This is a genomic window from Actinomadura sp. DC4 (genome assembly GCF_030406325.1).
GTDB lineage: Bacteria > Actinomycetota > Actinomycetes > Streptosporangiales > Streptosporangiaceae > Actinoallomurus.
On sequence record NZ_JAUEQY010000033.1, the window covers coordinates 96,776 to 123,331 of the forward strand.

The following is a 26,556-nucleotide window of genomic DNA, read 5'->3' on the forward strand; positions in this document are numbered from 1 at the left end:
GACGTGCTATCCGAGGCCGGCGGCCAGGAACGCGTCTCGTGTCGCAGGGTCCTCCAGCGCGTCCACCTCGTGGAACGCGCGGATCGTCGCGCGGGCCGCCGGGGCGATGTCGAAGATCGGGGAACGCCGGTCGTAGGAGCGCCGCACGACGGTCTCCGCCTCGGCCGCCGTGAACCCCGACGCGGTGAGGGCCGAACGCACCGCCGCCAGGTCGGGGTGGAGGAAGACCTCCACGAGCTCCGGCACGCGCGGGCCGATCAGCCGGCGCTGCGCCGCGGTGAGGCGGGGCCACAGATACCGGAGGAAGGCGCGGAAGTAGGAGTGGTGGCGTCCCTCGTCGGCGGCGTGGTCGGCGACCAGGGCGCGTACCGGTTCGGGCAGGCGGCGGTCGAACGGGAGGTCGGCCAGCAGCGAGGACACCAGTGTCTCGCTGACGACGGCGAACACCAGGTCGACCAGGGGCCGGTCGGCCGGGTCGAAGCCGTCCCTGAGCCGGGCGAGAAGGTGCGCGAACCGTGGCTCCACCACCGCGTCCGCCGCGACGCCGGTCACCGCCACGACCCGCTCGGTGAAGTCGTGGGAGCTCTGTGCGTGCCACGCCTCGTCCGTGGTGATCTTGAACGCGTCGGCGCGCATCGCGGCGGGCAGTCCCGGGACTCCCGAGCGGTCCAGGGAGATGTTCGCGGTCACCGGCAGCACGGCGACCTGTTCGAGCACCGTGGTGAAGTGCAGATACTGGTAGAGCGCGTGCACGAGGAGGCGGTGCGCGACGGCCGGTCCGCGTTCGGCGACCAGCGGGTCGGACACCGCCGGGACCGCCTCCGGCGGGAAGAACACCGTCGCCGGCGACGCCTCCGCCAGGATCCTCGGCGGCTTGTTCCGTACGCTCGCGCGGTTCTCCCAGTTGCCGAACCTGCTGGAGTAGATCCACGGGTCCATGGCTAGCCCGACATCTCCAGGATGTCGCTCCGCGCCAGCGCGTCGAGGAGCTCCGCGACGTCCCCGACCGCCGCGTCGACCGGGATCGCGTACTTCTCGGCGAGCAGGACGCCGATCTCCCGGACGCTGCGTCGTCCGTTGATCCCCCGGTAGATGAACGCGGCCGAGTCAGAAAGCTCGAACATCTCCTCGTTGATCGACACGAGCAGCTGACCACGGAACTTACGAGCCCGTACGTTCGTGCGCCTCTTCGGGACCGACTCCGGCGTCACGGGATCTCCACCTCCATGGCGATGTCCTTGCACAGCGTGACGACCTGCTCCACCCACTGCGCCGGGTCGGCCGGGTCGTAGCCGCGCATCGTCTCGATCTCCCAGTACTCCTCGAAGGTCAGCAGGTCCGGCTTCGCGGCCTGGAAGCGCCGGGCCCGCCACTTGGTGAGCGCGCCGTACTCGCCGTGCCCGACGAGCAGCGCGTCGATGGCGCAGCCGAAGGCGTCCCGCGCCGAGAGCACCGCGCTGGGCAGGTCGCCGGCGGCCAGCTGGCCCATCGCGGTCTCGGCCTTCGTGTCGGCCGCGGTGAGCATGTCGGTCAGCACGTACGCCTGGTAGGCGGACTCCTCGACCTGCCGCCGCCGGCGGAGCACCCAGGGAAGGCCGGACAGCGGATGGCAGGTCGGCAGCCGCCCGAGGAGGAGCTCCTCGGTGGGGACGAGCCGGGCGCCCGCCGTACGGTCCTGGTCGAAGGAGTCGCGGGAGACCTTGTCCAGCACCTGGTCCACCTGGTCGTCCAGCCAGTACTTGACCTCCCAGCGCCGGCCGTCCCGCATGAAGCCGATGGCGTCGACCTCTCCCGGGCTCAACGGCACGGTCACCCGTACGAGCCTGTCGTCCCGGAAGCGCTCGGAGCACACCACGACCAGGTCGAGGTCGCTGGCGCCGTGGTCCCAGCCCCGGACCGTCGAGCCGACGACGAACGCGGCCAGGGCGGTGCCGGGCAGCAGCCCGAGCTCCCGGAGGGCGGGAAGGCAGTGGGCGAACCTGTCCTCGGTCATCGGCCGGCTCCCTGGGTCACGGCGACGCCGGCGTCCAGGGCGTCCCACAGCTCGGTGGCCACCGACTCGTACGCGACACCCGCCGAGGCGAGCACGTCCTTGACGCTGCGCCGCCCGTCGACCGCGCGCAGGAACGCGCACCACTCCGGGTCGGTCGCGACGTACTCGAACCGCCCGCCGACGGCGAGGTAGAGCGTGTCCGGGTCGGCCGGCTCGGCGACCAGCAGGACGTCCGGGGCGAGGGCGACCACGTCGTGTTCGCGGGGTTCGGGGCAGCGGCGCATCGCGGTGGTCAGGCCGGCGACGTCCCGGTCCCAGTCCGTGACCGGCGCCGCGGACAGGATCGCCGCCCGGGGCGCGTCGATCGGCGGCACCGGGGGCCGCCGGGCCATCTGGTCGAGATGCCCGAGGTTGACCAGCCGCAGCAGGAACTCGACGTCGAAGGGCTCCATCTCACCTTCCAGACGGCGCAGCATCGCGTGCAGCGCGGCCGGCCGCAGGTGGTCCTGGGCGCCGGGACTCGCCAGAGCCTCCTCCAGCAGCGCGTCCCCGTCCTGGCCCAGCATCCGCACCATGGCCCGGTGGGTGAAACCGGTGCCCTCGCCGTAGAAGAACGGCACCTTCGGCCGGTCCGCGACGGACGCGGGCAGCAGGTCGCGCACCGCGTCGCGCAGGATCCGCTTGTCCCACAGCAGGCCCGCGCGGCGGCCGGCCGGGATGGTGGCCAGCAGCTCGACGATGCGGTGGTCGAGGAAGGGCACGCGCGCCTCGACGCCGTTGCCCGCGGCGGTCCGGTCCTCGTGCCAGCAGTTGTACTGCTGGACGTGCCGGTGCTTCCAGGCCACGAAGGCGGCGTACGGGTCGGCCGGCAGCCGCCCGGCGCCGTCCCGCAGCAGGCCCTCGGCGAGCAGCTCGCCGTGCTCCCACCAGGGCGCCAGGGCCGGGGCGCCGTGCAGCGCCGACGCGCGGGCCATGTCCCGTACGCCCGCCTCGAAGCCCGCCCACCCGTCGCCCCGGGTGATCGTGGTGGAGTAGCCGCCGTTGTACTCGTCGCTGGCCTGGCCCAGCAGCATCCCCCGCAGCTCGGGGCGTACGTGCTTGGCATAGCGGTAGAGCTCGTACTTGTAGTACTGCTCCGCGTTGCACAGCGGGGTCTCGAGCAGCCAGAGCAGGCGCTTCCACTCCTCGACGCCGGGCGTACGGCCGGGCTCGAACACCAGCTGGTGGTTGGGCATGCCGAGCGCCCGCGCCACCCGGTGACCGTGCTCGGCGTCGCCGTTGGCCAGCGTGCTGGCGGACAGGACGCTGAAGGTGTGGATCGTGCCGCCCTGACCCGCGGCGAGCGCCGCCACGGAGGCGGAGTCGACGCCCCCGCTGAGGAACAGCCCCACCTCGGTGTCGGCGGCGGCGCAGTCGGCCACCGAGGCGGCGAGCAGCTCCCGGTACGCGCGGATGAGCTCGTCGTCGGAGGCGTCGCCGTCACCGTCGAGGCCGGGCAGCTCCCAGTACGTGCGGTGCTCGGTGCGCCCGGTCGTCAGGTCGATGGTGACGATGCCGCCCGCCGGCACCGTCTCGATGCCGTGGAACCAGGTGTTGACCGGCTCGTGGCTGAGGTAGGGCGCGATGTTCATGGACTGGTCGGCCAGCGCACCCTCCCAGTCCAGCTCACGCCGGCAGTCAGGGTGCTGGAACAGCGCCTTGATCTCCGAGGCGAACAGCACGGTGTCGCCCGTACGGGTGTAGTACAGCGGCTTGATGCCGAACCGGTCGCGCGCGAACACCAGCCTGCCGGCGGCGCGATCCCACAGGGCGATGGCGTACATGCCGGCGACATCGTCGAGGAAACGCTCGCCGCGCAGGGCGTACAGGTGGGGGAGTACCTCACAGTCGGACCTGGTGCGCATCGGGACGCCGGCCAGCGGCCCCTTCTCCAGCTCACGGTGGTTGTAGACCTCGCCGTTCGCGATCAGCACCGTGCGCCGGTCCCGGCTGTAGAGCGGCTGGTCGCCGTTGTCCGGTCCGACCAGGGCGAGGCGGCGGAAGCCCATCGCCACCGGCCCGGAGCGGAACACCTGCTCGCCGTCGGGACCACGGTGTCCCACGGCGTGCGTCATCCGGTCGAGCAGCGCCTCGTCGCGCGCGGACAGGTCACCGCCGCCGAGGCGCGCCATCCCCGTCAGGCCACACATCTCTCGTCACTCCTCTGGATCCCCGGCGCGGTCACGCCGGCTGAGACTCGTATGCCGGTACCTCCGGCAGATCCCTGCGCCCGCGTACGGCGGAGAACAGGATGGGCAGCGGCGTCAGCAGGAGCAGCCCGCACACGACCCACAGGGCGGCCCGGTTGCCCGCCAGCTCGCCCAGGGTCCCCCCGAGCAGCGCGCCGAGAGGCAGCACGCCCCACGAGATGAACCTGATACTGGCGGTCACCCGCGACAGCAGCGCGCGGGACACGGTGGCCTGGCGGTAACTGCGCGCCAGCAGGCTGAAGATCGTGATGCACACCTCGCGGCCGACCAGCCCGGTGGCGAACACCACCAGGCCCGCGCCGGCGGTGGACAGCGGCACCAGCAGGGAGATCAGCGGGCAGGCGCAGGCGGTGAGCACCATGGTCCGCGCGCCGCCGAGCCGGGCGGCGACGCGTGGGCCGAGCGCGCCGCCGAGCACTCCGCCGACACCGCCCAGCGCGAGCAGCACGCCGATCAGCGCGGGGTCGACCTCCACGGAGCGCAGCAGGAACGGCACCAGCAACGTGTCGTACGCGGCGCCCAGCATGTTCAGGCCCGCGGCGACCAGCATGAGCGGCCGGATCACCGGGTCGGCGAGCACGTACCCCAGTCCCTCGCGGATCCGCGGCAGCATCCTCCCCCGGTGCGCCACCGCGGCGGGTTCGTCCCGCGTACGGATCGTGGACAGGCACAGCGCGGAGAACAGATAGCTCGCGACGTCGACGAGCAGGGTCAGCGGTGCGCCGATCAGCTGGGCCAGCGCCCCGCCGGCCGCGGGACCGCCGGTCTGCGCGGCGGACTGGCCGGCCTGCAGCCGGCTGTTGCCCGTCAGCAGACCGTCCGCCTCGACGACCAGGGGGAGGTACGTCTGGCCGGCGATGTCGAAGAACACCGAGCCGACGCCGATGACCAGGGCCACGAGGACGAGCTGGGGGACGCTCACGACCCCGGCCGCGACCGCGACGGGCACCGAGACGAGCGCGGCCGCGCGTACGAGGTCACAGACGACCATCAGGGGCCGGCGCGCCAGGCGGTCGACCCAGACGCCGGCGGACAGGCCGAGGACCAGCCACGACACCAGGCCTGCCGCCCCGATCAGGCCGACCTGGAAGGTCGAGGCGTGCAGTGTCACGAGCGCGACGAGGGACAGCGCCACGGTCGTCAGCGTGGTGCCGAAGTAGCTGACGGTGGTCGCCGCCCACAGGCGTACGAAGTCGCGACCGCCGAAACGTCCGGCCCACCGGCTCACGGCCGATACCCCCTCGTCTGCTGAATTCGTCTGCTGAATTCGACAAGGGAGCCGAACTCACCTCGTCACGGAGCCCGGCTCCCGAATCGAGCGGGCTCAGACGCTGCCTCGGAGCACCGCGTTACTGTCCACCTTCTTCACGGTCGGCTTGCTGTATTTGGTCATATCGTCACCTCCTTCACTTTGAGCAGTCTGCTACGTCAACGGCCATTCCCGCCCAGGGGTCACACCGATTCCATCGGTGAAGAACCGCGGGTCGGGCACGTCCACCCAGGCACCTCCCGCTGCCGCCGAGCCCTCGGACGCGATTCCGGGAAGCATGGTGTCGAGGGCGGCATAGACGCCGAGGGGCGGAGGCGATCCGGACAGGATTCCCTCGACGAAGTCGAGGGTCGGGCCGTAAGGCGTCTTCCAGAGGCTTTCGTCGGCGGCGAGTTCCCGGTAACGCCCGGGGAGGAACGTCTCGGCATAGGCCTCCAGGGGCTCCCATTCGCGCTCCGCACTCCGCCCCCGGATATGGACCCTGGGCCGGTCGAAGGGGCCGCGGCCGGACTCGAAGGCTCCGTTGGACCCCTGAACCGCCAGGTAGGCGGCCTCACGAGGCCGGTACGAGATCAGGTCCTGGCGCATCGTGACCAGCGCGTGGCCGGCCGTCCGGCCCAGCAGCACCATCGTGCTGTCGACCGCGAAACCGGGCTCGCGTCCCGCTCCGGCGGCGGCGACCGCGACCAGGCGGGTGTCCATCCACCGCAGGAGGGGCCCGAGGGTGTGCGTGGGATAGGTGACCGCGTTGCGCCCGGCGTGCCACTCGCCCTGCCAGGTGGGCCGCCCGTCGGGACCGCGCAGCTTGTGCCTGGCCTCGTAGAGGTATTCACCTTCGGCGTAGTAAAGATCGCCGAACAGGCCGTCGCGCACCATGGCCTCGACGGCCAGGTGGTGCGGGAAGTAGCAGTGGTTCTCCGCCATCATGTAGTACGCGTCGCTCTGACGGCAGGCGGCCACCAGGTCGTGCGCCTGCTCGATGCCGGCGACCGGGGGTATCTCACTCAGCACGTGGACGCCGCGCCGGAGGGCGGCGGCCGCCTGCGGGACGTGGTGCTGCTGCGGTGAGGCCAGGTAGACCGCGTCGACGCCGGAGTCGAGCAGCTCGGCGAAGTCACCGGCGATCCGCACGCGCGGATGGGCGTCGCGGAGCGACGCCCCGGCCTCGGGAGAGGGATCGAACGCGGCGACGAGCTCCGCACGGGGGACGCGGGCGAGGGCGCTCACGAAGCTCGCGCCCCGGCGGAGCCCGGCGATGCCGAAACGAACGATGTCGGCCATGCGAAACCACCTTCCCGGCGATGGTCGAGGGCCCGGGCCGGGCTCAGTGCAGGAGTTCGCGCGCCGACCGTACGACGGCGCCGGTGGTGAGGCCGTACGCCTCCAGGAGCTCGACGGCGGGCGCGGACTCGGCGTAGGTCTCCAGCCCCACGAACCGCATGGGCACCGGGCACCGGGTGGCCAGCGTCTGCGCCACGATGCCGGCCAGGCCGCCCTGCTTCAGGTGCTCCTCGACCACGACGATCCGGCCGGTCTCCCGCGCGGCGGTCTCCAGCGCCCGCGCGTCGACGGGCTGGAGCGTCGAGACGTTGATCACCCGGCACGCGACGCCGTCGCCGGCGAGGACCTCCGACGCCTCCAGGGCGACCTCCACCATGGTGCCGGTGGCGACGATGGTGAGGTCGTGGCCCGGTTTGAGGACGTTCGCCGTGCCGGTCGCGAAGGGTTCGGAGCCGGAGACGTCCGCCGCCGACTTGTACCGGCTGCAGCGGAGGTAGGAGGGACCGTCACCCTCCAGCGCGCCGCGGAGCGCGGCGGCGGTCTGCGGCGCGTCGGCGGGCACGACCACGCGGACGCCGGGGAGCGAGCACATCAGGGCGAGGTCCTCGACCGCCTGCGCGGAGATGCCGTCCTCGCCGACCGTGATGCCGCCGTGCGTGCCGACCAGTGTGACGTTCAGCCGCGGCTGGGCGACGAGGAGGCGCATCTGGTCGAACGCGCGGCTCGTCAGGAAGGCGGCGAACGAAACGGCGACCGCCGGGACGCCCGAGGCGGCGAACCCGGCCGCGATCGAGACGAGGCTCTGCTCGGCGATGCCGCAGTTGAAGTACCGGCCGGGGAACCGCTGCGCGAACGCCTGAGTACGGGTGGGTTCGGACACGCCGGCGTCGAGCACGACGAAGTCCGGCCTTTCCAGGCCCAATTCGACCAGGGCCTTGCCGAAGGCGTCGCGCGTGGAGGTCCGCATGTGCCGGCTATGTCCTTTCGAGGTAGCGCTCACCGGCCGGGTTCAGCTCGGCTATCGCCTCGTCCAGCAATTCCGAGGGCAATGGGTTCATGTGGTACTCGGGATTGTCGGCCACCTGCCGGCTTCCCTTTCCCCGCACCGTGCGGGCGATGAGCGCCTTCGGCCGGCCGTTCCTGGAGTCGCGTGCGTCGGTGAGCTCACGGAGGAGAGCCGGCAGATCGTGGCCGTCGACCTCACGCGTGTCCCAGCCGAACGCCTCCCATTTCTTCGCCATCGGCTCCATGGGGCCGTACGGCAGGGAGCCGGCCGCCTCACGCTGGTGGTCGTTCCGGTCGACGATCACGGTGAGCGTGTCGAGGTCCCAGGTCGCCGCGTTGATCGCGGCCTCCCAGATCTGCCCCTCGTTGCACTCGCCGTCGCCCACCATGACGAACGTGTGGTGATCCCGGTCGGTGACACGGGCGGCCAGGGCGACGCCGATCCCGAAGGAGAGTCCCTGTCCGAGAGAGCCGGAGGACGCCTCGACGCCGGGCGTACGGGTCATGTCGGGGAAGCCCGGCAGCCGGCTCCCGAGACGCCGCAGGGTGCGCAGCTCGGCGGCGGGGAAGTAGCCGGAAAGGGTGAGAGCGGCGTAAAGCGCGGGGGCGGCATGTCCCTTGCTGAGAATGAAACGGTCGCGTTCCGGCCAGCCGGGAGCCTCCGGGCGGTGCCGCATGAGGTGGAAGTACAGCACGGAGATGACGTCCGCCGCGGAGAGCGACGGGCCGGGGTGACCGCTGCCGGCGAGTGTCGTCATTTCCAGGACCAGAGTGCGAAGCCGCACCGCCTTTTCGGCGATTGCCTGAATGTCGTCCGTACTCGCTGGTTCGGTCATCTGCCTTCACTGTCCTCGGGTAAACGACAAGATACACGAACCCCTATATATGCCTGACCGAATCCAGCTCTCGGCTACGTAGGGAGAGCGACAGCCACTCTGTGTTGAAAACGATGCCGTCCCGCGTGCCGAGTGGCATCCCCGCCTTTTCCGCGGCGTCGTGCAAACGCGCCGGATCGAATCCGGACGCGAACAGCGCGCTCTCCGCCTCGGCGAATGCGGTCAGCGGCGGTTCCGGTGAATCGACTTCCCGCCGAAGGAGCGGGTACACGGGCCGGAAGCGCGACCTGAACTCGGCGAGGAGCTCGACGGGCCGTTCGGGGGAGCGGCTCGCGACCCAGGCGGCCTCGGCGTCGACGAGGCGCTCCGCCTCCGCGAGATCGGCCGCGGGCCGCGCCGCCCGCAGCCGTTCGAGCAGGTTCCGGCGGAACGCCACGGCCACGTGCGTCAGTGAGGCGCCCGCCGGCAGGCCGGTCGCCGGCGTCAGGGACAACGCGTCCTCGCGGCCACGGCCCGAGGGCACGGCTCCTGCGCGCTTCCACAGGGTGAACAGATCCTGCTCCGGCAGCATGACCGCGGCCTCCCGCAGGAGTTCCGGCGGGCCGTCCGGCATGTGCACGAAGTTGTTGAACGTGTTGGCCGCGCCGAGACGGTGGCGGAGATGGTGCGGAGCGGTCCGGTCCGGGTCGGCCTTGCCCTTCAGCTCGCACAGCCGGGTCGCCACCGGAACGCCGTCCCGCACCGGGCCGACGACGGCCAGCAGCAGAGAGGGACCGCAGGTCAGCAGCTGCGACACGATGCGGATCCGGTCCGCGTCGTGGTCGGCGATCTGGTACTTCCAGATGCGGTGGATGCGGTCGTCGGTGAGTCGCACCGCGTGCGCGTACTCCACGCTGAAGCCGTGCTCGTCGAGCCAGTCCAGGGCCACCGGGGTCCGGCGGGTGGCGAGGGAGAGCGGCGGGAGGAGGAGCACCGCCGTCGAGGCGAGGACCTCCTCGGCGGCCGTCCCGGTGGCGGCGCGCATGACCCGGACGCCCGCGGTGAAGTCGAGGTCGTCCTCGTACCGCGTGAAGGCGTCGTCCGCGTGAGACATCCTGGCTTTCTCCCTCGGGGGTGGGTGTCCTCAGCCGCTGGCCGAGGCGTCCGGCAGCAGGCTCGAGACGCCGGGCAGGTACGGATCCAGCAGGTACGTCGCGAGCACGATCCGCTGCCAGCGGCTCACCGCGATGCCGCAGTCGTCGGCCAGGCCGAGCAGCGAGCGCCAGTCCCGTGATCGCCCGGACCGTATCCGGGACAGTAGTGATCTCATCGCCGCCGCGGAGGACCGGGGGCCGCCGGCGGGCGCGCGGGCCAAATCGGCCAGCGTACGGTCCAGGTCCAGGTCGGCCGGGGGTGCCGCGGCCTCGAGCCGGGCGGCGAGAGCGTGGGCGCTCGCGGTGGCGTCCCGCCCGGCCAGGGCGTCGCGGTAGAGGGCCATCCGGGTGTCGTGGTCGCAGAGAACGGCCAGTTCGCGTACGAGGTCGGCGGGCTCGTCCGCCGCGTGCACGAGGTTCAGCTGGTAGTTGAAGCCGCCCAGGTCGTGGCGGAGCTGTCCCTGGCGGCAGTCGGCGGGATCCGCCGGGCCCTTGACCCGGTTGAAGGTCACCGTGGCGGCCTCGCCGGGGCTGTGTCGCGCCAGGACCACCAGCAGGCAGTCGGTGGCCGTCATGTAGAGGTCGGCCGCGTCCCTGCGGTCGCGGCTGGCGGCGCCCAGTCCGTAGTGCCACAGCGCGCGGACGCTGTGCCGGTCCATCGTCACGATGGTGGCCCCGGTGATGGAGAAGCCGTTGGCCAGGACCCACCGCAGCGCCGGAGCCAGCCGCCGGGTGACCACGGCGTCCGGCTTGAGCAGGAGCAGCGCGTGGGCGTGGCAGAGCTCCCAGGCCGAGTCCCCCGCCGCAGTCGTGAGGTCCTCGAAGCCGTCGAGGAAGTAGGCGTCCGTCTCGTAGAGCGCGAGCTTGTCCGGCAGGCTCGACAGGAACGCCGGGACCGGACCGGTCACCGCGACTCAGCCGCCGATGGCGGCGGCCCGCCGGCCGACGTCCTCAGGGTCGAGGATCTCACCGTCGAGCGCGACGGCGGCGAACGCGCTCAGGGGGATCCGCTCGAAGACCGGGGCGCCGAGGCGGGAGAAGACGCTCTCGGGGACGAGCTTCAGCGAGGTGGTGACCACCAGCATCGGAACCCGGGCGGCGAGCTCGGCCGTGCCCTTGATGTTCAGCACCTCGGTCGCGCCGATCGCGTCGGCCCCGGCCAGCCCGATCGCGGCGTCGTCGTCGGTCCCGTGCCCGAGCCGGGCCAGCACCTGGCTCACGACCGAGCTGCTGGGCGCGACCGTGACCGCGCCGCCGTGGCCGGCCACCCACTGAGCGGCCGCGGCCACGCTCTTGTCGACGTCCTCGTCCAGCTCTCGCCGGATGCGCCGCAGCGCGGCGGCCGGTTCGTCGCCGTGGACGGCGTTGCCGATGTGCCAGATGGGCGCGTAACCGGGAAGCCGGGCGCTCAGGATCGCCGCCGCCTGTTCGAGGGCGCCACGGTCGCCGGTGAGTTCGAGCAGGCCGGCGATGGCGAGACGCGCGACGCCGGTCGCGCCGGCCGTCTTGGTCGTGAGGGCTTCCTGGAGGGCCGTGGGCAGTGCGGCATCGTCCACCTGTGCACCCTTTTCCTGCTCTGTCGAGAACGCCTGTTCCTGATGATCTTAGTGAGAACCACCAGGAAACCGACCCAAGGGGCGTTAGAGCAGTGAAGCGCACATTTCAGCAGCCGGGAGCGGAGTGGAAGGTGCGGTAGTGGTCCAGGCTGTACCAGGTCTGGGTGGTGTCGCCGTCGCGGACCAGCCGCTCGGCGTCGCGGTGGGTCTGGGGCGCGGGGCGGGGGTTGACGTCGTACTCGTGGTACGCCCCCGAGGAGGGCAGGTGGCCCTCGCGGTCGCCGAAGGTGTTGCCACCGCGCAGGTAGCCGCCGGGGACCTGGTAGGTCATCGGCCGCTCGGTGGCCGGCCAGCCCAGCCCCCGCCACAGCTCGCACGCCCTGGTGACCTGCGGGGGAGGCGCCACCCGGTGCCCGCGCGCCGGGCCGGTCGCGGCGGTGGCCGCGGCCACCGCGATCGCGGCCGCCGCGGCGATCGAGGCGGTCGCGCCCAGCAGGGCGGTGATACGGGTCACGGCGTCGTCTCCTCGGTTCGGCGGGTGGCAGGAGTCTGACCGACCGGGCCCCGGCCCGCCGGCGGCGACATCGGCTCTTTGCGCGCCTGCGGCGGAGAAGTGACCCCGGCCTTGATTCTCGCTCACCGTCTGCCCTCGGGTGATGTAATGCACCTCGTCCTCATACGGAGGGAAGGGAGCCGGAGGGTGCGGGTCCGAGCACTGCTGTCCGTCGCGGTCCTGGCCTGGTCGGCCGCCGCGTGCACGGGTGGCTCCGAGCCCGCCGGGACGGCTTCACCCGCGCGGACGAGCGCGGGGCCTTCGACGTCGCCGCTGCGGTTCGGCGCGACGCCGCTGTGGAGCGAGCGTACGAAGGGCGTCCCCCGGTACGCCGACCACTTCGCGCTGCACGGGGACAGCGTGGTCGTGGTGAGCGGCCCGAGGCGCAGCGAGTCGGACCGGCTGTCCGTCCTCGACGCCGCGACCGGCGAGGTCCGCTGGTCGATCCGGATCTGGCGACCGCTCCGCGGCGGGCACGGCGACCGGTGGAACGGACTGGACCCGTCCGGGACGACCCCGCCCGTCGTGGACCGGGGCGGCGACTGGGGCGTACTGGTCGAGACCTCGCAGAACCACGCCTCGACGCAGGAGCCGTACGGCCTGGCACTGCTGTCGGGCGAGGACGGCCGGGTGCTGTGGCGCCGTACGGTCGTCGCGGAGAAGAAATCCGGCGACCGGAATAAGCGTGTTTATCCGGATCTGGTGCTCGGCGACACGAGCATCGCGCTCATGCACCTGCGCACCTCGCTGAACCCGATGGTGACCGACACCCGGCTGGTCGCGGTCGACCCGCGTACCGGCAGGCGGCTGTGGTCCCGGTCCGGCGTCGCCCCGGCGGCGGTGGTCTCCGGAACCGTCGTCGCGGCCGAATGGCCGGACCCCGCGCGGACGCCGTACGGCTCGGCCGCGAACGGAACCGTCGCGGTGCTGGATCCCGCGACCGGCCAGGACCGCTGGAGCCTGCGCGACCGGATGCCGGCCGCCCGCGTGATGGCCGCCATCAACGGCCTGGTCGTGGTGAGCGACCCGCGGCGGGCCCCGGTCCTGCTGGACCTGGCCACGGGCGTCCAGGTCGGCTCCCTGCCGGGCCAGGCGGGCAACTGCTCCGACGACCGCGCGAACCTGATCGCTTGTGAGTCCCTGTCCTCGACGTCCGGCCTGCTCACGATCGCCGCCGGCGAACGCACGGCCCGGCCCGCCGCCCACCGCCCGCCGGAGGGCATCATCACCCTCGTGCGGGACGGGCGGATCTACTTCAGCGGAGTGAACTCACCCGGCGCGGAGATCGACCGCTCCGGCACCCCGCTGACCGGCCCCCTTCCGGCCGGTTTCCTCGGCGCCCTCTCCGACCGGTACGCCGTCTTCCGGATCCCGGTGACCCAGCAGTACAGCGTCTACGGCGCCGGCTGAACCCTCAGGTGCGCGGCCAGGGGTCTCCGGCCGTGTCCAGGCCGGCCAGGAGCAGGTCGAGGCCGATGACGAACTGGTCGCGGTCGTCGTGGTCGCGCAGGTCCGAGGCGGCGCGCGTCAGGAAGGGGTAGCCGGCGGGGTCGAGCCCCTCCCAGTGCTCGGCGGCCTGGGCGAGGTAGGCGTCGCGGCCGGTGGCCGCGTCGACGGTCAGGCCCGGGGCGATGATCTGGGCGCTGACCCCGGTGACGTAGTAGAAGATCGCGGTGGCGAGCGCGAAGTGCCGCCCGGCGGGCGCCCCGGTCCGGGCGACGAGCGTGCCGATGCGGTCCAGCAGGCGCAGCGTGTTGGGCAGCGTGGCGGGCGCGGTGACGTGGGAGGCCGCCCACGGGTGCCGGTCGAGGGTGTCGAAGACCGCTGTCGCGAGCGCGCGCAGCCCGCCGGGTCCGGGGCCGGCGGCGAGGGCCTGGCCGAGCACGTGGTCGGCGGCCAGGGCGATGAGTTCGTCCTTGTTCGCCACGTGCCAGTAGAGGGCTCCCGGGCCGGTGTCGAGGCGTTCGGCCAGCAGCCGGAAGGTGAGTCCTCGTTCGCCGTGCTCGTCCAGCAGCGCGACGGCCGCGCCGACGACGACCTCCTGCGAGAGGGCGCCGGCGCGCCCTCCTGAGGGCGCTCTTCCTCGTGTCCGTGGCATGCCCGCAAGTTTGACACATTATGGAACGTTGCTCCATATTATCTCTGGAACGTCGTTCCAATAAAGCTGTGTCCGGCCGTACCACGGGAGTCACCATGAACACATCGGTCACGATCATCGGCGCCGGGCTGGGCGGGTTGACGCTCGCCCGCGTCCTGCACGTCAACGGAGTCCCGGCGACCGTCTATGAGGCGGAGGCCTCGCCGGCGGCGCGCTCGCAGGGCGGGATGCTCGACATCCACGAGGACAACGGCCAGCCGGCGCTGCGGGCGGCGGGCCTGTTCGAGGAGTTCCGCGGCCTCATCCTGGAGGGCCGCCAGGCGATACGGGTCCTCGACCGGGACGGGACCGTCCTGCTCGACCAGCCCGATGACGGCACGGCCGGGCGCCCGGAGGTCCAGCGCGGCGCGCTGCGGCAAATGCTGCTCGACTCGCTCCCGGCCGGCACCGTCCGGTGGGGCCACAAGGTGACCGGCGTCCGTACGCTCGGCGGCGGCCGCCACGAGGTGACCTTCGCCGACGGCGCCACCGTCACCACGGCCCTGCTGGTCGGCGCGGACGGCGCGTGGTCACGGGTACGGCCGCTGCTGTCCGGCGCCGCACCCGAGTACATCGGCAGGTCGTTCGTCGAGACCTACCTCTACGACGCCGACACCCGGCACCCCGCCGGCGCGAAGGTGGTCGGCGGCGGATCGCTGTTCGCGCTCGCGCCGGGCAAGGGCATCCAGGCCCACCGGGAGAGCGGTGGGACGCTGCACACCTACGTGGCGCTGTCCGAGTCCCAGGACTGGTTCGCCGCCATCGACTTCACCGACCCGGCCACGGCCGCCGTCCGCATCGCCCGCGAGTTCGACGGCTGGGCGCCGGAGCTCACCGCGCTGATCACCGACAGCGACACCGCGCCGGTCCTGCGGCCTCTCCACTCCCTGCCCGTCGACCACCGGTGGGAGCGGGTGCCGGGCGTGACCCTGCTCGGCGACGCCGCCCACCTCTCGGCCCCGAACGGCGAAGGCGCCAACCTGGCCATGCTGGACGGCGCCTCACTCGGTGAGGCCCTCGCCGCTCGTCCCGACGATGCCGAGGCGGCGCTCACCGCCTACGAGCGGGCCATGTTCTCCCGCAGCGCCGAGGCCGCCATCGACGGCACCGAACTCCACGAACTCCTCTTCGGCGAGAACGCGCCCTACGGCATGGCCGACGCCCTCGCCGGCGCCGAGCGGCTCTAACGTCCGTCCTCGAGCGCCGGCATGAGGTCGTCGGCGACACGGCGCAGGTAGCGCCAGGCGACGTCCGGGGCGAGGCCGCCGCACAACGGCTGGATCGGCAGGGCGCCGAACGTGCGCGTGAGCCGCACGGCCTCCGGAATGGTCACCACGCGGTGGGATCCGTTCTCGGCGCGCAGTGCCTCGATGGTGCGTCCCTGGGACAGGCTCGCGATGGTGTCGCGCGCCCCCATCGGCGCGTTCCAGTCCGCGTAGGTGGTCGCGTCGGACAACAGCGCGGCTCCGACCTCCCGCCAGCCCTCCTCGACGTCGGGGTTCACGAACACCGAGGTGGGGATGTCGGAGGGCGTCAGCATGCACGGGCCGGGCTCGTGGCCGTTCTCCCGCGCCGCCGCCTCGTACGCGGCCTGGAGCTCGGGCGCGTCGGTGTTGGCGAAGAACCCCAGGCCGTTGCGGCCGGCGCGGCGTGCGGCCGCCAGCGAGCCGCCGCCCCAGAACAGGCTCGGGCCGCCCGGTGTGACGGGCGCCGGTGTGGCGCGGGGCATGGCCTCCGCCGCCGAGGCCGTACGGAGGCGGTCCAGCAGCGTCGCCAGTTTCTCGTCCGCGATCGCGCCGCGCCGGTGGAAGTCGACGCCGAACTGCTCGTACTCGACGGGCCGGTAGCCGATCCCCAGTGTGTGCGTCACGCGGCCACGGCTGAGGTGGTCGAGAACGATCATGTCCTCGGCCAGGCGCACCGGGTCGTACAGCGGCAGGATCGCCGCGGCGACGATGATCGGCGTCGTGGTCGTCACGGCGGCGATCGACGCGGCCAGCATCATGGGGGAGGGGAGATAGCCGTTCTCCGAGCTGTGGTGTTCGGAGACGACGATCGAGGCGCACCCCTTGCCCTCGGCCCAGGCCGCCATCTCCACCGCTGCATGGTAGAGATCGGCGACCTCGCCGGCCGTCCTGCCCGGCGCCTGCATGTCGAACCGCATGACGAACATCACGAACCGCCTTCAGGTGTCGGCTACCGGTCCATGATCGCTTTTGTGCGGTCCCGTGGGGAGGGGGCCGCGGTCGCTATCCGTGCGCGGCCAGACCGTACATCGCCGTGGAGAGCAGGCGTTCCAGGAGGTCGGACGGCCCGCCCGGCTGCTGCGCCGCCCAGACCAGGCCGATGGCGATCGCGATCACCTCGTAGACGGTGACGTCGGCCCGTACCTGCCCGGCCTCCTGCGCGCGTTCGAGCAGCCGCTCGCCTGCGGCGCGCATGGCGGCGCAGGAGGCGTGGAGCCCGGAGCTCTCGTCGGCCAGCGCCGTCATGATCGAGTGCGGCAGGCCCTCGTAGGTGTGGGCACCCGCGGCCAGTTCGTTCAGCCAGGTCAGCAGGGCGCCGTGGGGCGTGTGGGCCGACGAGTCGTGGAGCAGGTCGGCGCGCTCGCGCAACGTCTCGAAGTCGCCGTCGAGGATTGCCTCGAGAAGGGCCTCGCGCGTGGGGAAGTGCCGGTAGAGCGTGCCGATGCCGACGCCCGCCCGGCGGGCGATGTCGCGCAGGGACGCGTCGGTCCCGTCGGTGGCGAACGCGTCGCGGGCCGAGGCCAGCAGCCGTTCTCGGTTGCGCTGTACGTCGGCGCGGGACGTGCCGGCCACGTGTCTCTCCTCGGGTTTGACCGACGGAGCAGTGCTCCGTAGTCTTCGACAACGACGGCGGAGCGGTGCTCCGTACGTGCTGACCAGCGTATCCAAAGAGGGAGTCACATGCGCGCCATTATCACCGCTCGTTCCGAGACAGACGATGAGGTGGAACTCACCGCCCTGCCCGATCCGCGGCCCGCGGCGGGGCAGATCCGCATCAGAATGGCCGGGGCCGCCGTCAATGCGGCCGATCTCCACATCATCGACAACGCGCGCGGCGAGGCGGGGGCGGGCGGTCCCGCGCCACGCCTCGGCCTGGGGCTGGACGTGGCGGGCGTCGTCGACGCCGTGGGCCCCGGTGTCCGCGGCCTCACGGTCGGCACGCCGGTCGCGGCGCTCACCTTCCCGCACGCTCCGTACTCCGCCGCCGGAGCGGCCGCCGAGTACGTGATCGTCCCGGCCGCCGACGCGGCGCCGGTCCCGGACGGGGTCGACCTGCTGGACGCGGCCACGGTCCCGCTCAACTCGCTGACCGCCGCGCAACTGCTCGCCCTGCTCGGCCCCGCCCAGGGCAGGCGACTGCTGGTGACCGGCGCCGCGGGCGGGGTCGGCGGTCACGCGGTGGCGCTCGCCGCACGCGCCGGCTGGCAGGTCACCGGACTCGCCCGCGCGACGGACCACACCTTCCTGACCAGGGCCGGAGCCGAGAAGACGTGCACCACCCTGGACGGGGAGAGCGGCTTCGACGCGGTGCTGGACACCGCCCTGCTGAACGAGGCGGCACTGCGGGCGGTCCGCGACAACGGAGCGTACGCGGGGGTCTTCCCCGGTCTCGAACCCGCCTCCGAACGCGGCATCTCCGTCTCCTCGGCGGTGGTGGTCCCCGACGGCATCCTCCTGCGGGAGATGCTCGCGCTGACCGCGCAGGGGGTTCTGGAACCGCGCCGGGCCGGCACCGTGCCCCTGGACAAGGCCGCGCACGCCTACCGCGCCTTCCGCGCCGGCGGTCACCGTGGCCGTTGGGTGCTCACGAACTGACACAGGGAGAACGTCATGCAGTACACGACTTTCGGCCGTACCACGGGCCTTCGGGTCTCCGAGGTGGCACTCGGTACGGCCACCTTCGGCACCCGCGCCGCCGCGGGCACCGAGCCGGCCGAGGCCCGCCGCATCCTCGACCGCTTCGCCGACGCCGGCGGCACCTTCATCGACACCGCCGAGAGCTACCAGGCCGGCCAGTCCGAGGAGATTCTCGGCGAGCTGCTGACCGGGCGGCGGTCACGATTCACGCTGGCCACGAAGTTCGCCTACGGGGTCGGCGGCGAGGCGGGTGTCATGGGCACCGGCAACAGCCGCGCGAACATGGTACGGGGCGTCGAGGACAGCCTCCGGCGGCTGCGGACCGACCACGTCGATCTGCTGTGGGTGCACCTTCCCGACACCGTCACCCCGACGGAGGAGATCGTCCGCGGCCTGGACGACCTCACGCGCCAGGGCAAGATCCTCTACGCGGGGCTGTCCAACTTCCCCGCCTGGCGCACCGCCCGCGCCGTCACGGTCGCCGAACTGCGTGGCCTGGCGCCCGTCGTCGGGGTTCAGTTCGAGTACAGCCTGGCGGAGCGCACCGCGGACCGGGAGATCCTGCCGATGGCCGAGGCCCTCGGCCTCGGCGGGGCCCTGTGGTCACCGCTGGGCGGCGGACTGCTCACCGGCAAGTACCGCGCCGGCAGCGAGGGGCGGCTGACCGACTGGGGGCGCGTCGTCCACACCGAGGACGGCCGGCAGAAGACCGCCGTGGTCGACGCCGTGCTGGCCGTCGCGAAGGAGACCGGCGCCAAGCCCGCGCACATCGCCGTCGCGTGGATCCGCGAGCACGCCGCGCGCGCCGTGACGCCACTCGTCCCCGTGATCGGGCCGCGCACCCTGCCGCAGCTGGAGGACTACATCAGCGCTCTCGGCGTACGGCTGGACGCCGAGCAGTACGATCGCCTCGACGAGGTCAGCCGCGTACCCCTGGGCCAGCCGCACGACGTGTTGGCCGCCTCACGCCCGGTCGTCCTCGGCGGCGACGCCGCGCGCTTCCGCGCCCCGGCCGTGCCCGTCGCCTGAGCGGCGGCCACCTACCCGTCGAACACGCTTCACACCTCGGTGCCCGCATGGGCGCGGTGTCGCCGGGTACGCGCTCGGCATGTCCGACAAGTCCCGCTGAGAGGACGAACATGACTGAGCACATCAGCCCGCTGGCGGTCGTGACCGGCGCCTCCAGCGGGATCGGGCGCGAACTCGCGAACGAGTTCGCGCGGAACGGCTTCGACCTGCTGGTCGTGGCCGAGGACGACGGGATCGCCGAGGCGGCGCAGGACCTGGAGGCCCGGGGATCAGCCGTGACGGCCGTCCGTACGGACCTGGCCACCTTCGACGGGGTCGAGGAGCTCTTCGACGTCATCCGCGCCGGACGTACGCCGGACGTGCTCGCCGTCAACGCGGGCGTGGGCGTCGCCGGGAGGTTCCCGGACAACGACCTGGCGGCGGAGCTCCGGCTCGTCGGTCTCAACGTCACCTCGGCGGTGCACCTAACCCGGCTCGTCCTCCCGCTGATGATCGAACGCGGCGGAGGCCGCGTGCTGTTCACCTCCTCGATCACGGCGACGGCACCCGGCCCGTACCACGCGACGTACGCCGCCTCGAAGGCGTTCCTCTACTCCTTCTCCGAGGCCGTACGCCACGAGTTGCGGGAGACCGGGGTCCGGGTCACGGCGTTGCTGCCCGGCCCGACGGACACCGCCTTCTTCGAGCGCGCCGGGATGGAGGACACCAGGCTCGGCGCCATGGAGAACAAGGACGACCCCGCGGAGGTCGCCCGGCAGGGGTTCCAGGCGCTGATGGCCGGCAAGGACCACGTGGTCGCCGGATCTCTGAAGAACAAGGTCCAGTCCGCCGCGGCGAAGGTCATGCCCGAGAAGGCCAAGGCGAAGCTGCGGGCCGGCCTGACCGAGCCCGGCTCGGCGAAGGAGTGAGACCGGCGCGTACGTCGGCCGTCGAGTAACGCCGCGCCCGCGGGCGCTCTCGCCCGTGGCGGCGGTCTCGGAGACGGCCGGGCCGCACGCGGCCCGGAGTGGCGTGCAGGTCCGCGGTACGCCAGGAGTCCCTCGCCCCCGCTCCGGCGCCGTTGAGCCGGTGCCGTGAGTGCTTCTACGCCCCGAAGGTGATTCGGTTCCGTTCTCGGGGGAAGAGGGTCATTCCTCGACCGGTTGGACACGTCCGGCCGAGTGTCGTCACCGCCCGTAGTCAAATGAAGGCGTTTGGGAGCTGGGATGGATTTCCATACCGATTTCACGGTGACCGAGGACGACATCGTGATCATGACTCTTCGCGGATCACTGGACGTCGCCACCGCACCGAAGCTGCGCGACCCGATCGTCCATCTGATCGATGAGGGTTACCGCCGGCTCGTGCTGCAGATGGGCCAAGTCGACTTCATCGACTCCATCGGCTTGGGCGTCCTCGTCGGCGTGGTCCGGCGGCTCCGCCCCCTCCAGGGCGCGCTGGCCGCGGCCGCCCCCTCCATACAGACCCGCAAGGTCATCGAGATCACCCAGCTGAGCCGGGTACTCCCGCTGTACGCCGACACCGAGACCGCGCTCGCGGCTCTGCGCCGAGGCTGAGCAGGACGACCGATCCAGGGCGGCGCCTCCGTACGCCGAAGACCACCTTTGAAGGAGAGACCGATGGCTTCCACAACAGTCGCCGACCACGTCCTGGAACGCCTGCGCGGCTGGGGAGTGGAGAAGGTCTTCGGCTACCCCGGAGACGGGATCAACGGGCTGCTGGCCGCGTGGGGACGCGCCGACGACCGGCCGCGGTTCATCCAGTCCCGCCACGAGGAGATGTCGGCGTTCGAGGCGGTCGGCTACGCCAAGTTCACCGGCCGGGTCGGCGTCTGCGCCGCCACCTCCGGGCCCGGCGCGATCCACCTGCTCAACGGCCTGTACGACGCCAAGCTCGACCACGTGCCGGTGGTCGCGATCGTCGGCCAGACGGACCGCAGCGCGATCGGCGGCTCCTACCAGCAGGAAGTCGATCTGCTCAGCCTGTTCAAGGACGTGGCCAGTGAGTACGTGCAGATGGTCACGGTCCCCGAGCAGCTGCCCAACGTCCTGGACCGGGCGATCCGTACGGCGATGGCCGAGCACGCGCCGACCGCGATCATCATCCCCGCCGACGTCCAGGAGCTGGAGTACTCGCCGCCGACCCACGCGTTCAAGATGGTGCCCTCCTCCATCGGCGTCGACTGGCCCGCGCCCGTCGCCGACGGCGAGGCGATCCGGCGCGCCGCGGAGGTGCTCAACAGCGGTGAGAAGGTCGCCATCCTGGCCGGGCAGGGCGCCCGCGGCGCGCGGGCGGAGCTGACGCGGGTCGCGGACCTGCTCGGCGCCGGAGTCGCCAAGGCGCTGCTCGGCAAGGACGTGCTCTCCGACGACCTGCCCTACGTCACCGGCTCCATCGGCCTTCTCGGCACCCGGCCCAGCTACGAGATGATGAGCGAGTGCGACACGCTCCTGACGGTCGGGTCGAACTTCCCCTACAGCCAGTTCCTCCCGGACTTCGGCCAGGCGCGCGCCGTCCAGATCGAGATCGACGGCAGGCTCATCGGGATGCGCTACCCGTACGAGGTCAACCTCGTCGGTGACGCGGCCACGACGCTCGCGGCCCTCATCCCGCACCTGCGGCGCAAGGAGGACCGGTCCTGGCGTGAGGGCATCGAGTCCAACGTGGATCGCTGGTGGCAGACCATGGAGAAGGAGGCCATGGTCGAGGCGGACCCCATCAACCCGATGCGCTTGTTCTGGGAGCTGTCCACGCGCCTGCCCGGGGACGCCATCGTCACCGCCGACTCCGGCTCGGCCGCCAACTGGTATGCCCGCGACCTGAGGTTCCACGGCGACGTACGCGGCTCGCTGTCGGGCACCCTGGCCACGATGGGCCCCGGCGTGCCGTACGGCATCGGAGCCAAGTTCGGCAATCCCGAGCGGCCGGTCATCGTCTTCGCCGGCGACGGCGCCATGCAGATGAACGGTCTCGCCGAGCTCATCACGATCAGCCACTACTGGCGGGAGTGGTCCGACCCGCGGTTCGTCGTCGCCGTCATTCACAACAACGACCTCAACCAGGTCACCTGGGAGATGCGCGCGATGGGGGGCGCCCCGAAGTTCACCCAGTCACAGACCCTGCCGGAGGTCGACTACGCGGCGTTCGCCGCGAGCCTGGGCCTGGGCGCCATCACGGTGGACCGGCCCGAGCAGGTCGGCCCGGCCTGGGACCAGGCGCTGGCCGAGGGCCGGCCGACCCTGCTCGACGTCCGCTGCGACCCCGACGTACCCCCCATCCCCCCGCACGCGACTTTCGAGCAGATGAAGGACGCGGCCACGGCGGTGCTGCACGGAGACGAGAACCGCTGGGGGATCCTGAAGGAGGGCGTCAAGACCAAGGTCCAGGAGTTCCTTCCGTCGCGGGACTGAGCCGGCGTCTCCTTGTTTGAAGCCGCATCGCGAGGGCAGCGCGGCTTTTCGTGCGCGCGACGAACGATGCCGGGGGGCCGGCATGACGGTGAGCCATGACGAAGGCCGGGCCGAGGAACTGCTCGAAGAACTGGCCCTGCTGAAGCCGGACGATCCGCGATGGGAGGACATCCGCTCGGAGCTGGTCCGGATCCATACCCCGCTCGTACGCTACGTCGCCGGCCGCTACGCACGTCACGGCGAGCCGCAGGAGGACATCGAGCAGGCCGCCATGCTCGGTCTGGTCAAGGCGATGAACCGTTACGACCCTCGGGTCGGCCACACGTTCGTGGCGTACGCGATGCCGACGATGACCGGCGAGGTCAAGCGCCATTTCCGCGACCGTACGTGGAGCATGCGGATGCCCCGCCCGCTGCAGGAGCTGCGGCTGTCGCTGCGGACCGCCCGGCAGGACTTCGTACGGGACCACGGCCGCGCCCCGACCGTGCCCGAGGTCGCCGAGCTTCTCGGCGTCTCCGAGGAGGAGGCCATCGAGGTGATCGGCGCGGCGGACGCCTATCGCCCCGTGTCGCTCGACGCGCCCGCCACCGAGGAGGAAGAGGGGGAGTCGCTCGGGTCGCTGATCGGAGACGAGGACGCCGCGATCGAGATGGTCGTCGACCGCAACGCCCTGCGCCCGCTGCTGGAGAAGCTGCCGGAGCGGGAACGCACGATCCTGCTGCACCGCTTCTTCGGCAACAGGACGCAGACCGAGATCGCCGAGCTGATGGGCCTGTCCCAGATGCACGTCTCCCGCCTCATCGGCCGCAGCCTGGCCCGCCTCAGGACCCAGCTCCTCCGAGACGAGTGAGGCCAGGCCGGCCCGCGGCGTCGACACCCCTCAAGGGCGGCCGGCGGTGAGACTCCCCTCGGCCTCCGCGCCGTCCGGCGTGCCGGGACGCCAGCCGCGACGCCGGCCCCGGCGGACCGCGGCGAGCAGGAGACCGGCCAGCCCGGCGCAGCCCACCACCGCGCCCGAGGCGGTGAGCGCGGTGTACGCGGGACGCCGGTCAGAGGGCGGGGGAAGGACGATCGTCACCGGCCGTGCCTGGGCACCCGGTGCCGTCTCGCCCGACTCCTCCGGCAGCACGGTCGCCACGGCCGCGACCGGATCGACGATCCCATAGCCGAGCGACGGGTCCGGAAGCCGCCCGGTCGGGTGGTCCGCGGTGGTCTCCAGCCGCTGCCGCACCTGCGCGGCCGTCAGTTTGGGCCGGTAGTCGCGCACCAGCGCCGCCGCCCCGGCCACGAAGGCCGCGGCCACCCCGCTCCCGGACGCGGTGACGTTGCCCGAACCGCGCGGGGCGATGCTCAGCAGGTTCGAGCCCGGCGCGGCGAGGGCCGGCGCGAGGCCCGGCTTGGTGGCGACCTTGGCGTTCGGGCCGACCGACGCGACGGCCACCACGCCCGGCAGCGCGGCGGGATAGACCGGGCCGTCGGAGGACAGACCGGCCGCGTCCGTGGAGGCGACGACGAGCGCGTCGTGGGAGCCCGCGTACGCGACCGCGCGGCGCAGGGCCGCAGTGTCGGCGGTCGTGCCGACGGCGACGGTCACGACGCGGGCGCCGGCGTCGACCGCCACCCGGATGCCCGACGCCAGCTTGGCCGGGTCGACCTGGTTCTGGTCCGTCGCGACGCGGATTGGCAGAATGCGTGCCGCGGGCGCGATCCCGGCGAACCCGCTTCCGGCGACGGGCCGAGCGGCGATGAGGCCGGCGACGAACGTGCCGTGGCCGGAGCAGTCGCCGTCCGCGCGGGAGTTGTCCGTCACGTCGCGCCCGGCGTACACGGCCCCGGCCAACGCCGGGGACGCCGCGCTCACACCGGTGTCGACCACCGCGACGACGGTGCCTCCGCCGCGGGTCAGGACCCAGGCGCGCTGCGGCCCGAGCAGCAGTTGCGCCCAGGGAACGTCGCGTACGACCCTGGTGGCGGGAGCGGCGCAGCCCGCCGCCTGAGCCGGGTCCGCCGTGACGAGGAGCGGGAATCCGCTCAGCGCGGTTCCGGTCAGCAGCGCCGCGAGACGGCCGGCGGTCATCGGGGGCCTCCGCCCGGAGCCGGGTCGTCGGACCAGCTCGGCGCGAGCCATCCGACCTGCAGCTGGACGGCGCTGCGGCGGGTCACGACGAGGCCGCGGCCGGGCGGGAACTGCCGGGGGCGCATGCCGTTGAGCAGCGGCATCTCGTTCGGCGGGCAGGACAGGGCCAGATCGGGGGTGTTGGTCTCCTGCAGCCGGCGTACGACCGCCTCCATGGACAGGCGGGAGGATCCGGCGGCGCTGCGTGCGAGTACGACGTGCAGCCCGATGTCGCCGGCCTGTGGAAGCAGGTCGATGAGCGGGTTGAGCGGCCCGCCCATCGGCCCGGTGAGCAGGTCGTAGTCGTCGACGAGGACGAACACCTCGGGGCCGGTCCACCAGTCACGGCGCGCGAGTTGCGCCGGGGTGATGCCGGCACCGGGCATCCGCGCCCGGAGTCGTGTCGCCAGCGTCTCGACCTGTTCCGCCGCGGCCGAGGAGGAGAACGCGAAGCCGAGACGGTACTCCTCCGGCAGTGCCTCCAGCAGGGCGCGGCGGCTGTCGACGATGAGGACCTGGGCCTCGCCCGGCGCGTACGCACGTGGGATCGCGTCGGCGATCAGGCGGAGCACCCCGGTCTTGCCGCTGCCGGTGTCGCCGAGCACGGTCAGGTGCGGCTGGGTGTCGAAGTCGTGCCAGACGGGTGCGAGGTCCGTCTCGCCCCAGCCGAGCGCGACCCGCATCCGGCCCTCTGGCGCGGGGAGCCGGTCGGCGGGCAGTACGGCGGGCAGCATGCGTACGGGCGGCGCGGCCGGCCCGTCCCAGCCGTCCGCGACGCTTTCGGCCAGCGCCCGGGTGGCGTTCGCGAGGTCCTCGGTACGCGACCGGCCGTCGACGCGGGGGATCGCGGCCAGGAAGTGCATCTTGTCCAGGGTGAGCCCGCTGCCGGCGGCGCGGGGGACCCGCGCGGCGGCGCGCATGTCGATCATGGAGTCGATGGAGTCGCCGAGCCGGAGCTCCAGCCGGGTGCCGAGCTGGTCGCGCAGGGCGCTGGGCATGTCCGACCAGCGGGCGGAGGCGAGCATGAGGTGGATGCCGTACGTCAGCCCGCGGGCGGCGAGCTGCCGGATCGGCGCGTCGTGCTCCTCGTAGTCGGAACGGAGCGAGGCCCAGCCGTCGACGACGAGGAAGACGTCGCCGTGCGGGTCGTCGCCGAAGTGGCCGTCACGGCGCAGCGCGCGGTAGGCGGCCATGTTCTCGATCTCGTGTGCGGCGAACAGGCGCTCGCGCTCGGCGAGGACGGTCTGGACCTCGGCGATCGTCCGGCTGACCCGCTCGCGGTCCATACGCCCGGCCACGCCCCCGACGTGCGGGAACCCGCTCAGGGTGGACAGCGTGCCACCCCCGAAGTCCAGACAGTAGAACTGTGTCTCGGCCGGCGTGTGGGTGATCGCGATCGCGGCGATCAGCGTGCGCAGGAGCGTGCTCTTGCCGGATTGGGACGCGCCGGCGATGCCGACGTGGCCGCCGACGCCGGACAGGTCGACCATCATCAGGTCACGCACCTGTTCGAAGGGCTTGTCGACGACCGCGACCGGCACGACCAGGCCGCCGCGTCCGGGCCAGGTGGCCGGGGACAGGCCGAACACGGGGTCGGGGACGAGCGGGGGCAGGATCTGGTCCAGCGTGGGCGGGTCCGACAGCGGGGGAAGCCAGACCTGGTGGGCCGGCGGGCCGGCGTCGCGCAGCCGGGCGACGGCGATCTGCAGCAGCGTGTCGACCTGCTCCTCCTCCGACGCGCCGGCGGCGTGCGGTACGGATTCGGGTCCGGGCGTGATCGCCGGTGCCTCCACCTTCGCGGCGTTGAAGGGGACCACCTGGCGGCTGATCTCCTTCTGGCGTTGCTGGGCGGTGCGCCGCCGGTAGCGCCCGGAGACGTACGCGGCCTTGAACCGCATGAGGGTGGCGACGTCGGAGCGCATGTAGCCGTTGCCGGGGGCGTTGGGGAGTTGGTAGGCGTCGGGTACGCCGATCACGGACCGGCTTTCCATGGCGGAGAAGGTGCGTAGCCCGATGCGGTAGGACAGGTGGCTTTCGAGTTTGTGCATGCGGCCGTCGTCGATGCGTTGTGAGGCGAGGAGGAGGTGGACGCCGAGTGAGCGGC

25 protein-coding genes are annotated in these 26,556 nt (G+C 72.3%); 8 read left to right on the forward strand and 17 right to left on the reverse strand.

What is annotated here, in order from left to right; all coding sequences use genetic code 11:
• Window positions 1–6 precede the first annotated feature (6 nt).
• The 12 genes from QWU11_RS38930 to QWU11_RS38985 all read right to left on the reverse strand — a co-directional run bounded on the left by QWU11_RS38930 (window position 7) and on the right by QWU11_RS38985 (window position 11,837).
• A complete protein-coding gene (locus QWU11_RS38930; protein WP_290119565.1) occupies window positions 7–939 on the reverse strand; it encodes a diiron oxygenase in 933 nt (310 codons plus the stop codon).
• Between the two features lie 2 nt (window positions 940–941).
• Complete coding sequence (locus QWU11_RS38935; RefSeq protein ID WP_290119566.1) at window positions 942–1,211, reverse strand: PqqD family protein; 270 nt, start codon at window positions 1,209–1,211, stop codon at window positions 942–944.
• Window positions 1,208–1,993, reverse strand: a complete 786-nt coding sequence (locus QWU11_RS38940) for a hypothetical protein (RefSeq protein ID WP_290119567.1) — start codon at window positions 1,991–1,993, stop codon at window positions 1,208–1,210. Before QWU11_RS38940 ends, QWU11_RS38935 begins: the two co-directional genes overlap by 4 nt.
• On the reverse strand, window positions 1,990–4,182 hold the full coding sequence (gene asnB, locus QWU11_RS38945; protein WP_290119568.1) for an asparagine synthase (glutamine-hydrolyzing): 2,193 nt from the start codon (window positions 4,180–4,182) through the stop codon (window positions 1,990–1,992). The genes QWU11_RS38940 and asnB overlap by 4 nt, the downstream gene beginning before the upstream one ends.
• Before the next feature lie 31 nt (window positions 4,183–4,213).
• A complete protein-coding gene (locus QWU11_RS38950) occupies window positions 4,214–5,470 on the reverse strand; it encodes an MFS transporter (protein WP_290119569.1) in 1,257 nt (418 codons plus the stop codon).
• A 195-nt stretch (window positions 5,471–5,665) separates the two neighbouring features.
• On the reverse strand, window positions 5,666–6,793 hold the full coding sequence (locus tag QWU11_RS38955) for a Gfo/Idh/MocA family oxidoreductase (protein WP_290119570.1): 1,128 nt from the start codon (window positions 6,791–6,793) through the stop codon (window positions 5,666–5,668).
• A gap of 43 nt (window positions 6,794–6,836) precedes the next feature.
• Window positions 6,837–7,760, reverse strand: a complete 924-nt coding sequence (locus tag QWU11_RS38960) for a transketolase C-terminal domain-containing protein (protein WP_290119571.1) — start codon at window positions 7,758–7,760, stop codon at window positions 6,837–6,839.
• A gap of 7 nt (window positions 7,761–7,767) precedes the next feature.
• Complete coding sequence (locus QWU11_RS38965) at window positions 7,768–8,634, reverse strand: transketolase (protein WP_290119572.1); 867 nt, start codon at window positions 8,632–8,634, stop codon at window positions 7,768–7,770.
• Window positions 8,635–8,677: 43 nt separating this feature from the next.
• Window positions 8,678–9,727, reverse strand: a complete 1,050-nt coding sequence (locus QWU11_RS38970) for a nucleoside-diphosphate kinase (protein WP_290119573.1) — start codon at window positions 9,725–9,727, stop codon at window positions 8,678–8,680.
• A gap of 30 nt (window positions 9,728–9,757) precedes the next feature.
• Window positions 9,758–10,675, reverse strand: a complete 918-nt coding sequence (locus QWU11_RS38975) for a nucleoside-diphosphate kinase (RefSeq protein ID WP_290119574.1) — start codon at window positions 10,673–10,675, stop codon at window positions 9,758–9,760.
• Window positions 10,676–10,681: 6 nt separating this feature from the next.
• Window positions 10,682–11,323, reverse strand: coding sequence for a hypothetical protein (locus QWU11_RS38980; RefSeq protein WP_290119575.1), 642 nt, complete (start codon window positions 11,321–11,323; stop codon window positions 10,682–10,684).
• Between the two features lie 106 nt (window positions 11,324–11,429).
• Window positions 11,430–11,837 (reverse strand): ribonuclease domain-containing protein, encoded by a 408-nt coding sequence (locus tag QWU11_RS38985; protein ID WP_290119576.1) that lies wholly within the window; start codon window positions 11,835–11,837, stop codon window positions 11,430–11,432.
• Between the two features lie 186 nt (window positions 11,838–12,023).
• Here QWU11_RS38985 and QWU11_RS38990 point away from each other — a divergent pair, with 186 nt between their 5' ends.
• Complete coding sequence (locus QWU11_RS38990) at window positions 12,024–13,286, forward strand: PQQ-binding-like beta-propeller repeat protein (protein WP_290119577.1); 1,263 nt, start codon at window positions 12,024–12,026, stop codon at window positions 13,284–13,286.
• A gap of 4 nt (window positions 13,287–13,290) precedes the next feature.
• Here QWU11_RS38990 and QWU11_RS38995 read toward each other — a convergent pair whose 3' ends face one another.
• Window positions 13,291–13,974 carry a TetR family transcriptional regulator gene (locus QWU11_RS38995; protein WP_290119578.1) on the reverse strand — a complete coding sequence of 228 codons (684 nt, stop codon included), beginning with the start codon at window positions 13,972–13,974 and terminating at the stop codon, window positions 13,291–13,293.
• Window positions 13,975–14,069: 95 nt separating this feature from the next.
• Between QWU11_RS38995 and QWU11_RS39000 the strand changes: the two genes are divergently transcribed.
• Entirely contained in the window at window positions 14,070–15,200 is a 1,131-nt protein-coding gene (locus QWU11_RS39000; RefSeq protein ID WP_290119579.1) for an NAD(P)/FAD-dependent oxidoreductase, read from the forward strand.
• On the opposite strand, the gene QWU11_RS39005 is transcribed toward QWU11_RS39000, so the two are convergent.
• Together QWU11_RS39005 and QWU11_RS39010 are read right to left on the reverse strand one after the other, a co-directional pair.
• Window positions 15,197–16,186: an LLM class flavin-dependent oxidoreductase gene (locus QWU11_RS39005; RefSeq protein ID WP_290119580.1), complete on the reverse strand. Its 990-nt coding sequence runs from the start codon at window positions 16,184–16,186 to the stop codon at window positions 15,197–15,199. The two genes, QWU11_RS39000 and QWU11_RS39005, sit on opposite strands and share 4 nt — an antisense overlap.
• A 76-nt stretch (window positions 16,187–16,262) precedes the next feature.
• Window positions 16,263–16,832: a TetR/AcrR family transcriptional regulator gene (locus tag QWU11_RS39010; RefSeq protein ID WP_290119581.1), complete on the reverse strand. Its 570-nt coding sequence runs from the start codon at window positions 16,830–16,832 to the stop codon at window positions 16,263–16,265.
• Between the two features lie 108 nt (window positions 16,833–16,940).
• On the opposite strand from QWU11_RS39010, the gene QWU11_RS39015 reads away from it, so the two are divergent.
• The 6 genes from QWU11_RS39015 to QWU11_RS39040 all read left to right on the forward strand — a co-directional run bounded on the left by QWU11_RS39015 (window position 16,941) and on the right by QWU11_RS39040 (window position 23,186).
• Window positions 16,941–17,855, forward strand: coding sequence for a zinc-binding dehydrogenase (locus QWU11_RS39015; RefSeq protein WP_290119582.1), 915 nt, complete (start codon window positions 16,941–16,943; stop codon window positions 17,853–17,855).
• Between the two features lie 15 nt (window positions 17,856–17,870).
• A complete protein-coding gene (locus QWU11_RS39020; protein WP_290119583.1) occupies window positions 17,871–18,926 on the forward strand; it encodes an aldo/keto reductase in 1,056 nt (351 codons plus the stop codon).
• Between the two features lie 110 nt (window positions 18,927–19,036).
• The gene (locus QWU11_RS39025; RefSeq protein ID WP_290119584.1) at window positions 19,037–19,834 is read left to right on the forward strand and encodes an SDR family NAD(P)-dependent oxidoreductase; all 798 of its coding nucleotides are present in this window, start codon (window positions 19,037–19,039) and stop codon (window positions 19,832–19,834) included.
• Between the two features lie 297 nt (window positions 19,835–20,131).
• Window positions 20,132–20,482 carry an STAS domain-containing protein gene (locus QWU11_RS39030; protein WP_290119585.1) on the forward strand — a complete coding sequence of 117 codons (351 nt, stop codon included), beginning with the start codon at window positions 20,132–20,134 and terminating at the stop codon, window positions 20,480–20,482.
• A gap of 63 nt (window positions 20,483–20,545) precedes the next feature.
• Window positions 20,546–22,336, forward strand: a complete 1,791-nt coding sequence (locus QWU11_RS39035; protein ID WP_290119586.1) for a thiamine pyrophosphate-requiring protein — start codon at window positions 20,546–20,548, stop codon at window positions 22,334–22,336.
• A gap of 82 nt (window positions 22,337–22,418) precedes the next feature.
• The gene (locus QWU11_RS39040; RefSeq protein ID WP_290119587.1) at window positions 22,419–23,186 is read left to right on the forward strand and encodes a SigB/SigF/SigG family RNA polymerase sigma factor; all 768 of its coding nucleotides are present in this window, start codon (window positions 22,419–22,421) and stop codon (window positions 23,184–23,186) included.
• 30 nt (window positions 23,187–23,216) lie between these two features.
• On the opposite strand, the gene mycP is transcribed toward QWU11_RS39040, so the two are convergent.
• Together mycP and eccCb are read right to left on the reverse strand one after the other, a co-directional pair.
• Window positions 23,217–24,413, reverse strand: coding sequence for a type VII secretion-associated serine protease mycosin (gene mycP, locus QWU11_RS39045; RefSeq protein WP_290119588.1), 1,197 nt, complete (start codon window positions 24,411–24,413; stop codon window positions 23,217–23,219).
• A partial coding sequence (gene eccCb, locus QWU11_RS39050) for a type VII secretion protein EccCb (protein ID WP_290119589.1) occupies window positions 24,410–26,556 on the reverse strand: 2,147 nt, incomplete at its 5' end. The genes mycP and eccCb, both read right to left, overlap by 4 nt.

Bases quoted from the DNA above. Each gene is read 5' to 3' on its own strand.
- QWU11_RS38930 (WP_290119565.1), bottom strand. From the start codon at position 939: ATGGACCCGTGGATCTACTCCAGCAGGTTCGGCAACTGGGAGAACCGC.
- QWU11_RS38940 (WP_290119567.1), bottom strand. From the start codon at position 1,993: ATGACCGAGGACAGGTTCGCCCACTGCCTTCCCGCCCTCCGGGAGCTC.
- asnB (WP_290119568.1), bottom strand. From the start codon at position 4,182: ATGTGTGGCCTGACGGGGATGGCGCGCCTCGGCGGCGGTGACCTGTCC.
- QWU11_RS38955 (WP_290119570.1), bottom strand. From the start codon at position 6,793: ATGGCCGACATCGTTCGTTTCGGCATCGCCGGGCTCCGCCGGGGCGCG.
- QWU11_RS38960 (WP_290119571.1), bottom strand. From the start codon at position 7,760: ATGCGGACCTCCACGCGCGACGCCTTCGGCAAGGCCCTGGTCGAATTG.
- QWU11_RS38965 (WP_290119572.1), bottom strand. From the start codon at position 8,634: ATGACCGAACCAGCGAGTACGGACGACATTCAGGCAATCGCCGAAAAG.
- QWU11_RS38970 (WP_290119573.1), bottom strand. From the start codon at position 9,727: ATGTCTCACGCGGACGACGCCTTCACGCGGTACGAGGACGACCTCGAC.
- QWU11_RS38995 (WP_290119578.1), bottom strand. From the start codon at position 13,974: ATGCCACGGACACGAGGAAGAGCGCCCTCAGGAGGGCGCGCCGGCGCC.
- QWU11_RS39000 (WP_290119579.1), top strand. From the start codon at position 14,070: ATGAACACATCGGTCACGATCATCGGCGCCGGGCTGGGCGGGTTGACG.
- QWU11_RS39005 (WP_290119580.1), bottom strand. From the start codon at position 16,186: ATGTTCGTCATGCGGTTCGACATGCAGGCGCCGGGCAGGACGGCCGGC.
- QWU11_RS39015 (WP_290119582.1), top strand. From the start codon at position 16,941: ATGCGCGCCATTATCACCGCTCGTTCCGAGACAGACGATGAGGTGGAA.
- QWU11_RS39020 (WP_290119583.1), top strand. From the start codon at position 17,871: ATGCAGTACACGACTTTCGGCCGTACCACGGGCCTTCGGGTCTCCGAG.
- QWU11_RS39025 (WP_290119584.1), top strand. From the start codon at position 19,037: ATGACTGAGCACATCAGCCCGCTGGCGGTCGTGACCGGCGCCTCCAGC.
- QWU11_RS39030 (WP_290119585.1), top strand. From the start codon at position 20,132: ATGGATTTCCATACCGATTTCACGGTGACCGAGGACGACATCGTGATC.
- QWU11_RS39035 (WP_290119586.1), top strand. From the start codon at position 20,546: ATGGCTTCCACAACAGTCGCCGACCACGTCCTGGAACGCCTGCGCGGC.
- QWU11_RS39040 (WP_290119587.1), top strand. From the start codon at position 22,419: ATGACGGTGAGCCATGACGAAGGCCGGGCCGAGGAACTGCTCGAAGAA.
- mycP (WP_290119588.1), bottom strand. From the start codon at position 24,413: ATGACCGCCGGCCGTCTCGCGGCGCTGCTGACCGGAACCGCGCTGAGC.